The sequence below is a fragment of the Aliivibrio sp. S3MY1 genome (assembly GCF_028765575.1).
GTDB lineage: Bacteria > Pseudomonadota > Gammaproteobacteria > Enterobacterales > Vibrionaceae > Aliivibrio.
This window is the reverse complement of sequence record NZ_JARACO010000022.1, coordinates 14,046-28,136: the sequence shown is the minus strand read 5'-3', so window position 1 is coordinate 28,136 and position 14,091 is coordinate 14,046. Positions and strand designations below refer to the sequence as shown.

Sequence of the window (14,091 nt, the reverse complement as noted above, 5' to 3'; positions counted from 1 at the left end):
CCTGAATCATTGCTTCTTTTAATTACTCTATTCCACGATGCTAATTTATCTAATGAGACAACCCCGTGTTTCTTATGGGTGGCAAATATGGATAGAAAACTGATTTTTGAGTGTTTACATTTAAAATTCAAAACATTACTTTTTTCTGATTAATCCCAGACCAAGTAAACCGATTAACGATAAGAACCCAAGACTACCGCCACTGTCACCGCCGCCTGATTCAGGTGTTGGTTTATTGATAGCAATTGATTCGTTATCTGATAGATGAAGCGTACCGATCCCACCTTGGCTTTCTATGATGTAAGTACATTTTTCATAAGGGTTGATTACTTGGTCAAGACACGTTCCCCCGATAATTTGAGCGTCCCCTGATGTTGTTGCATTATCTGCTACGTTGTTTTGATGCAGAGATTGAACGGTAATAGTGGCTGTTCGATTAGAAGTATTTGCAAGAGTTGGGTAATGCCAACCGTTGATTTCTTTTAATATGAAATCATTAAGATAAAAAAGGTTGGTAGAGTAAGTCTCAGTTCTACCGTCAGTAAAGGATGAACTTGCTTTATGTACTGACACTATCTCTTGTTTATTGTTTAACCAAGGCCCACCAGAGTCACCTCCTGTACTTTTGCTTGCATTTATCTGCTTTCCATCAAGACGATCAGCAGGGTTTTTATTTAAATTTACCATGGTGAAACTAGCGTAATTTAAATTTAGGTTTGTGCGACCAAAACCAAATAGAAATAGTGGGTCATTTACTTTTACTGTGTCTTTAGTCAAATCAGCAAAAAAATGAATATTTTTTGTGTTGGCACTTTGTGTCAGAGTGATCACCGCTACATCATATCCAGTGTAATCGTCGGTATCGGGAATGTAATTAGTGTGTGCGGTAAATGAAGATATATTAACGTTATGGTTAGGAGATAATTGAACGTTGCTCATTGTAGTTACGCTATCTGCCACACAATGGGCAGCGGTGAGAACAAATTTACCAGCAACAACAGTACCTGAGCATTCAGAGCTTTTATCATTATTATAAGCTTTGACGATGTCATCGTAGTTGTTCCAACTAACTGATGTACCATTTTCAACAGCCAATGCATTGAATGATAACCCAGCCATGAGTAGTGTAAGAGTTGTTGTTTTCATTATTTTAATCTCGTTGATTTTATAGGACTAATTATACTATTGAATATGGGGTAAGTATCTGTTTTTCTGTGTGATTAAATATGATCTTTTAGCATAAGAAAACTGAAGCTATGATCGAAAAGGTATATGCTTTAAAAGGAGGTTTTTACCCCTCCTTAATAACCATTAATTATTAACGGCATTCAGCTTTAAAGCCAGTATCCATACTTAATGATATTTTCTCTTCATAGCAGAATGAACCCCCGCTATTCCATCGAATACACTCTTTTTCAATACCAGCAATGAATCCTTTCTCACCTTTTAAACAAGATTGTCCTGCTGCACTTGGTGCAAGAACCGAGGCGTATTGACCTGCATTTAGCATGGTTGATGAGCCTAATTTGACCCATTTACCCATTTTGTTAGAAGCATTTCCCCCCAACAGTTCTTTATCCCCTAATCCATCGGTTGGGGTTTCAATATTATCCCTTTCGATGGACTCACGATACGTTTGCCCTGATTGAACCGCGTCTTCATAAGTCATTTTATTTGCATTAACAGAGGCACTTAATCCCATAAGGATTACTAGTGCTATTGAGGTTTTTTTCATGGTATTTCCTTCTTTTATTTACATTGAACAAAGGCGTTGATGACACCGTCATTATGAATTAATGGTTGCCCTGTACTTTTTCTAACTACTCTAATTTCTAGCCCGACTTGCCATTGACTGGCTGTTTGAGAAAGTAAATAGGGCTTCTGGCTTCCTGTTAGATCGTAATCGCTAGTTATTTTGATTGCGCCTAATCCTAATGTGATGGCTGGACTGGTTCCGTTAGGACAGGCGGGTTTATCAATCCAACCTCCATGGTTTCTGGTGACTATTTCTGATAATCCACGACTGACTAAACGTTGAGTTCCATCACTGTTTCTTATTGTTATGTCTTTGACGTTGGTTATCGCAAAGTTACCGCCCACATCCCAATCACCAAGTAACGTTGAATCATCCCCGCTGCGTTTCACCAATCCGTCATACGCAAAGGCCATGTCTGGCCTGTTTACGTATATCGTCATTTGGTTTAACGCAGGGTCATACTCGTTGGTTGGTATTTGCGTGAGCATGGAAATGCTCATCGACAATTCAGTGGTAAACGCGGGATCGCTTTGGTCTGGTAGCGTAAAACGCATGACTGCTCGCCATGTGTTGGTGCCTGTTGGTGTTACCAGCGGCTCTCTTTCATAGTTGATTTTTCCCCACGGGGTTTGGTCAATCAAAAAACAGAAGCCTTGAGCATTGTCAGCGGGTAAACAGGGTGGAACGTAAACGCCTTCTAAGTTTTGTAATGTCGCTGGAAATAATTCCGCCGAATTAATGTGCCGTCCATTTTGGTATTGGTCGGCATTAAAGGCGTGAATTTGTTGTTTTAAAAACAGCAGTCGGTTGTAAAACGATTGAGTGTCGCTTTTGATGCGCTCTTTTTGTGCTTTTTCAGAGTACAAAACAAACGCATAGGAAAGAAAACTCAAGGTAATAAGCAAACCAACCATCGCCACAAACCCGCCTTGGGCTCGCCGTTTTGGGGTATGAGCTCGTGTCATGATGTCCTTATTTAATGCAGCCTGTGGCTCTATCAAGGTGCTGAAAATCCACCAATTGATAATCCAGTGGGCGTTGGTAATAAAAGCTCATGCCATCGTGATGGCTAGGGGTTAAGTAGCGCGAAATCGCATGGGCTTTATTTGGGAAGGTGAAGGTAAAACGCACCGTCACAGAGTGAGGTCTTGCGGGTGATACGCTGTCATAACTGACGTCATACAGACCTAAATAATCATAGGCGTCTATATCCAGTTGATTAATATCAATGCTTGGCTGGGCCAAACATTGAGTAGTCATGACCCCTTTGCTGTAATGCGCTTGGGCAAGCGCAGTGATGTTATCAATGTGGCGCTCTATCTCTTTCGCATCCGTTTTGTTGGACAATAAAGAAAACAAAGAGCTAGAAGCTATCGCCATGATGGATAAGAACAGAAGGGTACGCAGCATATCAACACTTAATAAACCGTGTTGACTGACCATAGCTAGAACGTCATGGTGACGGAGTTCGCACTGGTTTTGATGGTGGCACAGCCTGCCGCTTCAATACAGCCGCTTCGCGTACTTGATGCCATGGTGTCAGCAATATCATCGATACGGTCGGTATCGTTGGGTAACGTCGCGGTAATATCAAACAACCCTTTTGAAGCGTTCACAGAAACACGCCAGTCGCCACCAAAGGCATTAGTCGATTTACCATCCCCTGAAGTGCCACAAATCGAATCACTTAGATCGGTAATGTCACAGATTTTTTGAATACTAACACCATCAAAGTTTGGACGGGATTTTTTCCAATCACGGGTTGCACTGATGATGCTTGATACATCAGAGGTGAACATGATCTTATTCCATGCATAAGCAATGGATGGCCCTTTAGAAATGATGTAGATAAGTGCAAGGATGATGAAGCCTGAGACCAGCATAACGTCCACAGACATGGCGCCACGTTGAGCAAGTTTGGTTTGGTTCTTTTTCATGTGTTTATTCTCTTTTAATGAAAGGGTTACATCATTTGATGCGTTGCTATATTGAATATGAGGGAAATAATGCCCCCTGCGGTGAGGCCAAAAACAAAGGCGCCCAGTAGTTTTAAGGTGTTTTTTCCGATGGCTTGAATGAGAGCTACTTCTTGAACAAGAAGTTCTTGATGCATTTCTGCACTTTTTTTCAAAGGATCTAACGTATCAATGCCCCCAAGCAGTGTTAGGGTTTCTTGCTCCTCTTGGTTGAGCAGTTGCACATCAAAAATATCCCCTACGTTGTTTTTCCCTTGTCGAATTTGGGTCAGCATTTTATGGATATGCCATGCCACATACGGCGGGGTCGTAGAGATATAATTGGAGAGCGATTCTTTTATCCCAATCCCTGAAAGGGTTTGGTTGCTGATGGAATTTAAAAAGTGGGCGGTGTGTATCAGTCGATATTGACGAAACACAAACGCGTTATCGACTTTCTTTCGATGCTCACCCACCCATAAAGGGAGTGCGATAACAATCCCTATACAGATAAGCGCAAAGAGCAAAAGCAGATAGACGCCATAGTGACCAAAAAACAACCCAAAGGATTCAGAAAACGAGGACAGCGCCCCCCATTGGGGGCGGGGCAGTTGTTTACTGAGCATGGGATAAACGTAGTTGGCTGCCAGTGCTGAGGTGCCGAACAACGCGATGATGCCAATGATGGGAGTCGTTAATGCTTTGATTAATACGGTGGTTGAGGTGTTTTGTGTCTCAATCGCCGCCAGTGCATCGTTTAATCCCTGTTGGAAATCACCGATGTGCTCCCCAGCTTTCAGACTTTGGTAAGCAATACTTATTAGCCAAGGGCGAATACCGTCTGCAAATCCTCGTCCATTGGCAAGGGAGCTCGCCACATCCTGAGCCACTTTTTTCTCCATTGCGGTGCCGTATTTCATGACTTGGCCAACAATGTCTTTTTGAAGCATTCCCGCCAGAGATAAGCGCTGTATTTTATGCAAGAGCTGCGCTTGTTTCTGTGGATTGAACTGACGAGCTTGTCGCCACGCCGCAAAATCCATCATTCTTCCTCCTCATCAAAGAGAGAGTCATAGACGTTAGCGCTTGATTGTGCGATCAAGTTGTTCACTTGCCCCGCAGCCGTCAGTATGTCGATGTCGCCCCGTTTGATTTTTAATAAGGCATGATCTTGTACTGACTTAAACCCTTTGGCTTTAAGGGCGATTTCCCAGCCTAAATAATCTTGATTGGAAATAAATAGCCTGTCTTCATTATCTAACACGATCATTTCAACTAAAGACGTTCGGCCTTTTTCCCCTTCGGTACAGTGTTTACAGCCTTTTGGGTTCTTGTATCGAATACCGTCAAGTTTGCCCTCAAGCTCGCTGTGCCAGTGGTTCAGTTTGGCTAAGGTTTCTTCATCATAATGCTCAGAGAGTTCATCATGAGTCAGTTTGCAATGAGGACACAATACTCGCACCAGAGTTTGATATACCCAGAGCTTCATGAGATTAGGCGCTGAGATAATGGATTTTGGTACGTGCATTTGTTCAATGAAGGTATGCGATACCCCGATGGCGCTTGAGGTGTGCATCGTGGCGAACATGATCTGGCCTGTTTCCCCTTTACGACACACACTCATGGCCCCTTTGTTGTCACGAATTTCCCCGTGCGATTCAATATCCACATCATGGCGAAGCAGCGCTTTTGAATAGACAAAGAAGCCGTCTTCGTCCCCTTGGTTGATGACCGAGGTTTGTATGATACCTAGGTCAAATTCAACGGGATCTTCTAAGGTATTCATTGAGCGACCTTTTCCTTTTAATTCCGATAAGGTGGCTGCAATCACCGTGGTTTTCCCTGAGCCCACTTGCCCTGTTAAGATACAAATGCCTGATGGACTGTTTGCAAAATCACGCATGGCTTGCACGTGGCCACGCTCCCAGCCAAGCTGGGTTAATAACGGGATATGCTCTGATTTATTTAGCCATCGAAGTGTGACTTGACCGCCTTTGTCTTTGGCTGGAATGTAAGCGGCTCGCCAAATGGTGTCTCGTCGAACCTCGCCACATTTCAGCGTGATAATGACACGACCATTATTTATCTTGTTTGGATAAAAATCGTCGTCGGTATCAACGGCTTTGTCGGTAAATAAATAACTGAACAGTGATAAGCCATAATCGTGATCAGGAATGGTTTTCTCTATGTGCACCATTCGGCCATCAACACGCGCTAATAAGCGCGTTTCGGCTTTATAAAGCTCGATATGCACATCCGAAGAGTCTTTATCAACGGCGGTTTGTAAAAGCGCACTGAATCGAAGGGCCACTTCCGATTGCTTATCATCATCCAAGTGCAGCGGTTGCAGCTCCCCTTTATTTTCTTCAAGTAAAGAGGAGAGGTAGTTTTGCTCACACAGCACCACGTTAAGTCGTTGCCCTAATTGCTCTGGTAGCAGTAAAGGATAGTTCTTAACGACGGCTTTGATCTCATCAATGGCGTTGGTGGTAAAATCAGAAGTATAAATTTGGCCATCTTGAGTCAAGATAGCGCTTTGGTATTTAAAATAAATGGATTTTAGCTCATCACTGAGCACCAATTCCGTATTCATACTGAGCTCCTTTTCTCATTGAGAGGAACAACGATCTTTAGAACCGTGGTTGTGGATGGCGTGGGTTTCTCTGTGCGCTTACTGGCCCATAAGCGCGAGAGTGTGAGCCAATTACTCTTCACTGATGTTTTCATTTTTTTGCACCGCTTTTTTTGAGGCGCTCATGTAGCGAGTCACTAATCGACCGCCTTCATTAAACACCACTGAGTTTTTGGTAATGGAGTCAACCACCGTATCTAAAAACACACTTTGCTCTTTGATTGGGATGAGTTGCCCTTCAAATTCCACCCATGCAACCACACGACTGTCATTAAAAAAGATACTTTTCACAATCACTTGCTCGATGGGAGAGACGGCCTTGTATGACGATGGGGTATAAATCGGCTCTACTGGAACAATCACTGTGTTTTCTTTGGGTTTTTTGGTGTTTAGTAGCGATTGTTCGGCTTCCCATTCTTCTTTCGCCGCCTTCATTGCTTTGGTGTTCACTTCGCTAAGATAGGTTTGTTGAAGTGAGTCCAAGGCCCGTTGTGCTTCTTGGGATAAGGGCAACGACGTATTCGGCGTTGTTGTTGCCGTTATTGGTTGTGGCGATGCTGGTGATTGGTGTTCAATCACAGGTGTCAGTGTTTCTGTATTTTGAAACTCCCATGCTTGACGTTGCTCTGCTAATCGCGCTTTGGTTTCTTTTTTTGAGCGCTCATTTAAACTAGATGAAAGGGTATTGCCTATCATGCCTAAGAGGGAAAAGCCCATTAGGGCGTACAGCACTTTCTTTTTCAGTGTCATTATTTAATGCCTTGTAAGGTAATGCCAATGGTGCCTGTCACCATCATGGTGTCATTGAGCGTCAAAGAGATCGCATCAAGAGAGATCATTGGATGATTAAGTATTTCACTTAAGATATTGAGTGAGCCAAGCGGTACGGTGGCACTGAGTTGATATTGATTAATCAACAAGGCCCCAACGCGTTTATCTTGCGTGTTTTGCAAGACGCCTATGCCCATTGAATGAAGCCGTTGTACTACGTCATGCTGAACGCTCATGTCATACCGTGGCAGCTCGCCTGTGTGCATTGTTGGGGTCAATGTTAAGGTTTGCGCCTCATAGTGGGCCAAAAACGCCGCGTGGTTATCTAACCATTGTTGCCACTCATTTAAGTTGGCGCTGGGCTCCATGGTGATAGGCAAAGAGAGTTGACCATTCTGAAATGACACCGTGTTGGCATTCACGCCGTGTGGAAATAACGTGGTGCTTAGAAGGGCATTTCTGGCATCGATAATGGCGACATTAGGCAATACGCTGGTGTGGTATTGCGCTTGATAGCGCATTTCTTCACTGAGTGGCACCGCCACGCGTTGTGGGGCGGGACTATCAGGGGCCATGACATAGGTTCCAACCCCAAGTAATGCCCCTGCAAGTCCCAAACAGGCCAACAATAATGGCTTTTTAGATTGATGTTTAGTGAGTCGATAAGGGGCGAGCGCTTCCTCATCATTGCTAGGTAACGTGACGGCTCTGACGTCCTTATCTTTGATCCCGTCAGGTTGGGATGGCAGCTCATGGGTAATGTATATCGTATTCGCTTGATGTAAATCATACGCAAGCACATCACACAACAAGGCAAATGAGCCTATTCTTTCTATCAGTACCCCGTCTTCATCCATTGCACAGCCATACCATGCGTTCATTTCTTTCTGCTCCAGATAAATTGACAACTGCGGTGGTTTATCTAGAACGTCACGTACCCATTCGCCATAGCACACGGCATTATTTTGGCCGTAATAGCGGGTGAGACGTTGGTTAGAAATGACGATTTTTTCAAAAGGGGCTGGGTGCAATCGTTGATGTTTCTTTAGCTCATTTAAAGAAAGAAGGGCAAGGGTTGCCAATTCCATCGTCTTACTCCACTTTTCTTGGGGTCAATAACACCAAGGTTTCGATCGTATCGGTTTGAGAGCCTGTACCTCCAAATAGCGGCGTCCAAAAGCTTTTTGAGCTTTCCGCAAGACGGCTGGTTTGTTTGATGGAGGCAATCACATAGGTTTGGCCATAACGCAGTTTGTTGGCAAAGGTGATCTCAGACTTTTGCACCGTCAAAAATTGAAGGCCAATGTCTTCGACTTTCTTGTCTTCACGTTGAACGATTTTTTGTAATTGCCCTGAGATACGTAACCACACATGGTTACGTTGCACATTCGCAACCACCATCATATCGACGCCTTCCACTTCTTTGTCACGCTTAACACTGGCAGACACGACGCCCTCGCTCGATTCAGAAGAGGCTTCTGAAATGTACGGCTCGACGCGCTGTTGAGTGATTTTTGCGGGTTGGTTATTTAAGATCATGGCCGTGATTGGGGTTTCTGTTGATACCGAGCCTTGTTTCTCCAATACCTTGATCAAACTTTCCGTTCCTGACCATTTGCCCGTGCCCGTAAAGGCCAGTCCTGAGCCTAACCCTTGAGAAACCGTTGTGGTTCCTGGTACAAAAAATTGCAGTAAGCCATCCCCTGTATCACGGACAATGTTCCAGTCAATCCCGCGCTCAGTGCCTAAGTTGGATTTAAACTCAAGAACACGAATATCCAGCATGACTTGCTTTGATAATGAGGCTTGAGCGTTATCAATCAGGTTTCGCACTTCCATCATTTGGTCGGGTGTGGCTCGAACCGTGATATTAGAAAGAGAGGTTGCGGTTGATACGGCGGTCTTGGCCTTATCGTCACCCCCTAGCAACTTCACAATGCCATCGGCTATCTCTTCAACGATTTGAACTTCGCTGTATTCGATGTTAAGAAACTGACCTTCAATGCGAGCGGAGTCTTCACCCGACGCTTCCCCTTGCGAGCCAATTTGAGCAGAGTAGGTGCCCGCTGGAATATTTAACGAGAAGGTTTCGGTCACGTATTTAGTAATTTCAAGACGTTTGTCTTTGGCTGAAATGCCATAACCGGTTTCACGAGAAAGTAGGTTAAGTACGTCTAATCGCGTCGATGAAAAATTCAAAGAAACGACTTTATTTGGTTCGACTTCTTCGGAAAACCAGATAGGTAAACCGACGCCATTCATGATCTCTTCAATCACAATCGAGAGGGGCATGTCGGCTACGTTCACCGTAACCACGGTGTCTAGCCATGCCGTATCCACTTTTTCTACGATGGTGCGCTGAGTGACGGGGGGTAAGGTAATGTAATCGACTTTTTTGTTTTTAATTGTGGTTGAGCGAGTGGCTATTTCTTGTTGGATCTCATTGTTCTTTTTCTGGTTGTCTTTGAACTCTTGAGAGCTGCAACCGATCAGTAGCATTGAGGCGATAACCAGTGACAAGCACCCGCGACGTAAATTAAGCATGATTAATTTTCCTCCAAGATAAAGACTTGGTTAGTGGATTCTAAAATTTCAGAGCGAACGGGGTAACTCGACAACACCACTTGCAGGGCGCTATTGACGTCGTTTTCTCTGGTTAATAAGTAATAGTTGGCCCCAAAGGTGTAATCATTGAGCGCTAACCAACTGCGAGAATCGTTGGCATCGTCCGACCATTTGAGGCCGTAATTAATCACGATGTTACGCACTACGTCTTTTAATGAGTTGCCTTTGATGTGAGTGAGTTTTGGCTCTTCATCAAAGTCATACACACCAAGCACCTTGTCTTTTTCTGATACAGTCAGTCGAATAGGGGTGTTAAGTTTGGCAGCAAGTAAGCTCATGGCTTTCTTTAAGGTGCCGTGATAATCCACAAGCTCAGGATTGGTGCCATTGATGGCGCTCATGCCTAACTCATCCATTGACCAAACTACGTTGCTATAGCCCGCTTTTTTTGACCAGCGACGAATGGCCGAGCGGTAGGTTTCCCCTTCTTTAAGGGTGAATCGATACATTTTATCGTTGCTTGGAGAGGCGTCTTTTTCACTGACTTGGCTTTGTATCAAGGCAAGCTGTTTGGCACTTTGTTGGGTTTGCGCCGTTTGGCTTGGTTTTATTACAGATAAATCCAGCTCAATAATGTGTCGCTGAGTCAGTGCAAAATATTCACCGCGACCTTCATAAGGATCGGAAGCACACGCACTGAGTAAGAGCGGTACAGTAATAAACGATAAGAGAGAGCGTAGAGTCTTCATTAATGACCTCGTGCGGCGCTGAGTAAGCGATGCTTTTTGTCTAATAGAATGGTGTTGTCGGTGCCTATCAGAATTTGAATGGCGTCTAACACGGGCATGGTTCGGTGCAATTTAGCGCCTGTTGGAATAGGGGCTCCAAGTATGTCTTTTGCGCTACTTGGGGCGGGGTACTGAGTTGTTAGTTCATACCCTAGTGGTTCAATCAACCATGTCACCGCATCTTCAACCGTTGTCAGCTCTGGTGGCCATACGGTTCTGACGGAGACTTGAAGTGGGTCTACTTCGGTAAGATAGGGCGTGGCGTTGACATTAACGCTTGCCATGAGTAGTAGCCCAAACAGATAGGGCGTTGATTTTTTCATAAATAATCCTCGTAAATATTGCGCCAAGGTGAGAGAAATATCTCATCCTCAATCATGATGTTCATACTTTGCCCTGCCCGTAGGGTAATGGTTGGGGTAAGGGATAAGTATTTTTGAGCAAGGGGAGCAGCTTGAGAGCGAAGTCCTTCACCCACATCCCCAGCGTAACTGGAATCGCTGTCGCTACTGGTGCCAGCACGACTGGTTTCTGTGGCCACAAGCGCGTAAGCCGCAACCCCAAAGAATTGCGCCATTAAATGCCTATCAACCATGTCCCCAAGAGCGTTAATGCCTTCTCTGTCCATGCCAGAGGATTTACTTAAATCAATCTTGTTGCCGTTAGGCAATACTATCCATGGCACCGTAATGCCCATGCGACTGCTGATGGGCTCGTTGACATTGCTGATAGAGACGGATTTTAAAATCACCTGAGCGCCGCGTGGCACCAGAACGTATTCCCCACTTAAATCAAACACATCTTGAGATACGGTGGCTTTGAACGAGCCTGAGTAATCGCTGTTGGTTTTCATGGCGGTGATGGCGGGAATGAGTGTGCCTATCGGGAGTTTGAGCAAGCCCTCTGTTGAGGCGTTGTAGGTATTTTCTTTGGTAAACCCAACGATGTTGGTTGGTGGCGGTGAAAAACTCGCCTCAAGGGTATTGAGTTGAGTCGTTAGGTTTTGACTGTTGTCCAGTGAGCTGGTGTCTCCTTGAAGTATTCGTTGTTTTAGGGCTTCGGCTTCTTTTAATCGATTGGCTATCATAAGACGCTGGTCGTCACTTGATAACCTATCATCCGATGGCGGTGAAGCGTTGGGTATCGGCCTTCGCGTGCTTCCTGTCGCCACTGAGCTTTCAATGACGGGGCTTTTCAATCCCCATGCGGAGCGACTAGAGAGTAAGGCCCGCTTCATTTCTAGTGCGTCATGTTTTCCTTTTTCTTGCTCGACTAAATCAGGACCAAGCATGGAGGTCAGTGAATTGCCCCCTTCTTGTTGTCGATAATTTGGAATAGAGGCTGAACCCACTATATCGGTAGATTCTTGCGCGGGATTGCGTTTGTTGCCTACGGTTTTAAACACTTCATCTTCAAAGGAAGACGCGGATGTCACCGTGGTTGTTTGCTTGCTGGGCGCGGGCTCATTCACTTCATTATTTTTGCGGCTTTTATCCGCCGCAAAGTTGAGCCCAAACAAAGTAAATAACACCCCAAACACCACGGCCCCGAGGGTAATGCCCATTTTTTTATAATCGGCTTGGGTTTCAATCGGCTCATTCTCAAGCTCTTGAGTTCGTACCAGTTCTTTTTCTTCACTCATCACAGATTCCCTTTGGTTTGGTTATCCATGCGATTAATCTTGAGAGTGACCTCATCCACGCGCAGCGTGAATTGTGGGTAAATGCCCGTGACTTTATACATGGCGTATTCATCGACGTAATCCGTTGGGGCTATGGCGTTCTTTCCACCTATCATGGTTTCAACGCTTAAAATGCCACGGTTTGGATTAGCAAGGCGAATGTAGGTAAATTGGCCATCGTCGTACACATCCGAAATGGTGTTGCGTCCGACAAACTCTTTGCCTTCATCCCATTGATAGCGGGTATAAATACGATAACGGTATTTTTTTAACGCGCTGATGATGGCTTGTTTACGCTCTAGCTCGTTGGTTTGCTTTGCAATGTCCAACTGCTTTTCTAATTGGTCGATACGAGCAATGTCACTTTCAGAGCGGGCGTTCACACCAAGCTGCGGTTGTTGTGCAAACCCACGAATGGCCATTTTTGTGTCTTTACTGAAAAAGGCAGGGCTTGGGTCGAGTACTACACAAGGCTGATTTGCTTTTACTGCCACTCTGGAGGCGTTAATGTCAATCACACGTCCATCGTCGGTGAAGACGTAAATCATGGTGTTTTCGCCTTCCTTTAGGCTTGAGTTGGGTTTAAGCACAATCTGATTGGTGCCAACAATGCCCTCTACATCCCATAAATGGTTGTTGGAGGTTGCAGGCTCAGAAATTAAATTGGCGGGGAGTTGAATACGGGTGCCCATGCCGATGGCAGAGCGTACCGTGATAATGTCGTTTTCAGAGAATCGTAATTGTTTACAGGTAGCGGCTTGCACGCTAACGCTCGTTACCCCAAGCAGGGCGACGAAGACCAGTGTTTTCATAAGGGTTACTCACGCTCGATGTTGAGTTGTTGAGAGAGGACTTGAATACCTATCGGGTTGATACGTAAAAAATCCATGCTTTGCTCGGCTAACTCAACTTTATCCATGAGTTGCCATTGAAGACTTAATACCAATTTTTCAGGGGGCGTGGTTCGGCCCATAGTTTTAGACGTGCGAGTGAAATACACGTTGCTGCGTATCACGTTGTTCTCAATGCCATCGGCGCTGGTGGCATTGATTTGGTCGTAGTGCTCGATGTTACGAAACTCAATCGTAACTTTATCTCGACTGGTGACTATCTTGGCCGCTTTCTCTTTGGCATTAAATCCGCGAGGGGAAACAAAGTCATCACGCAAATCCGCCCCCATAAGGAGACTGGCGTCGCCCCAATCGGTGGCGATGGTGCTTGGATTGACTTGATAACGTAGGCTGGTGTAGCGAGAAAGGAGGCTGTCGATGGTGGTTTTAAAGTAGAGCTGTGCATCTTGGGGCTGGTAATCCACAACGGACCATGAGCCGTTGGGGGCGAGTTTGACATAAACAATTTCTTTGTTGTTGTTTGCCTTTAAAAAGGCAAACCACGCAAAGGCAAGGGAGAAAAAGACCACGACCACTAAGGATAAACAGATGGCGAACCATCGATTGCGTTCAGCGCGAAGGGCGGCGCGTTGCTTTAGCTCATTATCGAGGGCTTCAGCCCCCGATGGCGTATCAATGACGATACTGGATGGCATAACATACTCCTAGATAGCATTGGTGACGGTGATGTCATTAATAAAGAGTTTCAATGGCCATTGCGCGTTTAATGTTGGGTGCTCTTGCAGTTGACGATACAGCGGGTAGACGCCCATTTTCTTGGCACAATTTACTTCGGCTTCTTTATCAACAAGCGGTTGCTTAGAGGCTTTGTTTTTATCAATGCATTCCTCACGATATGCAACAATCAGCGCCGCATTTTCAGGGGCTGCGTTTTTCCAACCATCGTGAGTGTGCAAATACATATCCGAGTGACTTTGAGTTAATTGAGAGAGCTGGCCAATCATCATGATGATGAGAATAGTCACCGCGAGCCCGATTAGTTGTAAGACCGTGGTCAAAAGCTCTTTTTTGTTGATGTTATTAAGCATGTTG

16 protein-coding genes are annotated in these 14,091 nt (G+C 45.0%); all 16 read right to left on the bottom strand.

Annotated elements, in window-relative coordinates; genetic code table 11:
* Positions 1-135 precede the first annotated feature (135 nt).
* Positions 136-1,146: a S1 family peptidase gene (locus PVK62_RS13690; protein WP_274449441.1), complete on the bottom strand. Its 1,011-nt coding sequence runs from the start codon at positions 1,144-1,146 to the stop codon at positions 136-138.
* A gap of 172 nt (positions 1,147-1,318) precedes the next feature.
* Positions 1,319-1,735 (bottom strand): hypothetical protein, encoded by a 417-nt coding sequence (locus tag PVK62_RS13685; RefSeq protein WP_274449440.1) that lies wholly within the window; start codon positions 1,733-1,735, stop codon positions 1,319-1,321.
* A 14-nt stretch (positions 1,736-1,749) separates the two neighbouring features.
* Complete coding sequence (locus PVK62_RS13680) at positions 1,750-2,721, bottom strand: type II secretion system protein (protein ID WP_274449439.1); 972 nt, start codon at positions 2,719-2,721, stop codon at positions 1,750-1,752.
* Between the two features lie 7 nt (positions 2,722-2,728).
* The gene (locus tag PVK62_RS13675) at positions 2,729-3,199 is read right to left on the bottom strand and encodes a hypothetical protein (RefSeq protein WP_274449438.1); all 471 of its coding nucleotides are present in this window, start codon (positions 3,197-3,199) and stop codon (positions 2,729-2,731) included.
* Positions 3,200-3,201: 2 nt separating this feature from the next.
* Positions 3,202-3,693, bottom strand: a complete 492-nt coding sequence (locus tag PVK62_RS13670; RefSeq protein ID WP_274449437.1) for a hypothetical protein — start codon at positions 3,691-3,693, stop codon at positions 3,202-3,204.
* 26 nt (positions 3,694-3,719) lie between these two features.
* On the bottom strand, positions 3,720-4,757 hold the full coding sequence (locus PVK62_RS13665; RefSeq protein ID WP_274420501.1) for a hypothetical protein: 1,038 nt from the start codon (positions 4,755-4,757) through the stop codon (positions 3,720-3,722).
* On the bottom strand, positions 4,754-6,304 hold the full coding sequence (locus tag PVK62_RS13660) for a GspE/PulE family protein (protein WP_274449436.1): 1,551 nt from the start codon (positions 6,302-6,304) through the stop codon (positions 4,754-4,756). Before PVK62_RS13660 ends, PVK62_RS13665 begins: the two co-directional genes overlap by 4 nt.
* Positions 6,305-6,415: 111 nt before the next feature.
* Complete coding sequence (locus tag PVK62_RS13655) at positions 6,416-7,093, bottom strand: hypothetical protein (protein ID WP_274449435.1); 678 nt, start codon at positions 7,091-7,093, stop codon at positions 6,416-6,418.
* Positions 7,093-8,202 (bottom strand): hypothetical protein, encoded by a 1,110-nt coding sequence (locus PVK62_RS13650; RefSeq protein WP_274449434.1) that lies wholly within the window; start codon positions 8,200-8,202, stop codon positions 7,093-7,095. The genes PVK62_RS13655 and PVK62_RS13650 overlap by 1 nt, the downstream gene beginning before the upstream one ends.
* 4 nt (positions 8,203-8,206) lie before the next feature.
* Positions 8,207-9,658, bottom strand: coding sequence for a hypothetical protein (locus PVK62_RS13645; RefSeq protein WP_274449433.1), 1,452 nt, complete (start codon positions 9,656-9,658; stop codon positions 8,207-8,209).
* A 2-nt stretch (positions 9,659-9,660) separates the two neighbouring features.
* Positions 9,661-10,428, bottom strand: a complete 768-nt coding sequence (locus PVK62_RS13640; protein WP_274449432.1) for a hypothetical protein — start codon at positions 10,426-10,428, stop codon at positions 9,661-9,663.
* Entirely contained in the window at positions 10,428-10,790 is a 363-nt protein-coding gene (locus tag PVK62_RS13635; RefSeq protein WP_274449431.1) for a hypothetical protein, read from the bottom strand. Before PVK62_RS13635 ends, PVK62_RS13640 begins: the two co-directional genes overlap by 1 nt.
* Complete coding sequence (locus PVK62_RS13630; RefSeq protein ID WP_274449430.1) at positions 10,787-12,109, bottom strand: TrbI/VirB10 family protein; 1,323 nt, start codon at positions 12,107-12,109, stop codon at positions 10,787-10,789. The genes PVK62_RS13635 and PVK62_RS13630 overlap by 4 nt, the downstream gene beginning before the upstream one ends.
* Entirely contained in the window at positions 12,109-12,960 is an 852-nt protein-coding gene (locus PVK62_RS13625) for a TrbG/VirB9 family P-type conjugative transfer protein (protein WP_274449429.1), read from the bottom strand. Before PVK62_RS13625 ends, PVK62_RS13630 begins: the two co-directional genes overlap by 1 nt.
* 5 nt (positions 12,961-12,965) lie before the next feature.
* The gene (locus PVK62_RS13620) at positions 12,966-13,694 is read right to left on the bottom strand and encodes a VirB8/TrbF family protein (protein ID WP_274449428.1); all 729 of its coding nucleotides are present in this window, start codon (positions 13,692-13,694) and stop codon (positions 12,966-12,968) included.
* 9 nt (positions 13,695-13,703) lie between these two features.
* Positions 13,704-14,087 (bottom strand): hypothetical protein, encoded by a 384-nt coding sequence (locus tag PVK62_RS13615; protein WP_274449427.1) that lies wholly within the window; start codon positions 14,085-14,087, stop codon positions 13,704-13,706.
* Positions 14,088-14,091: the final 4 nt, after the last annotated feature.

Coding starts and splice junctions, on each gene's coding strand:
- PVK62_RS13630 (WP_274449430.1), bottom strand. CDS start 12,109: ATGAGTGAAGAAAAAGAACTGGTACGAACTCAAGAGCTTGAGAATGAG.
- PVK62_RS13655 (WP_274449435.1), bottom strand. CDS start 7,093: ATGACACTGAAAAAGAAAGTGCTGTACGCCCTAATGGGCTTTTCCCTC.
- PVK62_RS13650 (WP_274449434.1), bottom strand. CDS start 8,202: ATGGAATTGGCAACCCTTGCCCTTCTTTCTTTAAATGAGCTAAAGAAA.
- PVK62_RS13615 (WP_274449427.1), bottom strand. CDS start 14,087: ATGCTTAATAACATCAACAAAAAAGAGCTTTTGACCACGGTCTTACAA.
- PVK62_RS13680 (WP_274449439.1), bottom strand. CDS start 2,721: ATGACACGAGCTCATACCCCAAAACGGCGAGCCCAAGGCGGGTTTGTG.
- PVK62_RS13665 (WP_274420501.1), bottom strand. CDS start 4,757: ATGATGGATTTTGCGGCGTGGCGACAAGCTCGTCAGTTCAATCCACAG.
- PVK62_RS13625 (WP_274449429.1), bottom strand. CDS start 12,960: ATGAAAACACTGGTCTTCGTCGCCCTGCTTGGGGTAACGAGCGTTAGC.
- PVK62_RS13640 (WP_274449432.1), bottom strand. CDS start 10,428: ATGAAGACTCTACGCTCTCTCTTATCGTTTATTACTGTACCGCTCTTA.
- PVK62_RS13620 (WP_274449428.1), bottom strand. CDS start 13,694: ATGCCATCCAGTATCGTCATTGATACGCCATCGGGGGCTGAAGCCCTC.
- PVK62_RS13685 (WP_274449440.1), bottom strand. CDS start 1,735: ATGAAAAAAACCTCAATAGCACTAGTAATCCTTATGGGATTAAGTGCC.
- PVK62_RS13645 (WP_274449433.1), bottom strand. CDS start 9,658: ATGCTTAATTTACGTCGCGGGTGCTTGTCACTGGTTATCGCCTCAATG.
- PVK62_RS13635 (WP_274449431.1), bottom strand. CDS start 10,790: ATGAAAAAATCAACGCCCTATCTGTTTGGGCTACTACTCATGGCAAGC.
- PVK62_RS13660 (WP_274449436.1), bottom strand. CDS start 6,304: ATGAATACGGAATTGGTGCTCAGTGATGAGCTAAAATCCATTTATTTT.
- PVK62_RS13675 (WP_274449438.1), bottom strand. CDS start 3,199: ATGGTCAGTCAACACGGTTTATTAAGTGTTGATATGCTGCGTACCCTT.
- PVK62_RS13670 (WP_274449437.1), bottom strand. CDS start 3,693: ATGAAAAAGAACCAAACCAAACTTGCTCAACGTGGCGCCATGTCTGTG.
- PVK62_RS13690 (WP_274449441.1), bottom strand. CDS start 1,146: ATGAAAACAACAACTCTTACACTACTCATGGCTGGGTTATCATTCAAT.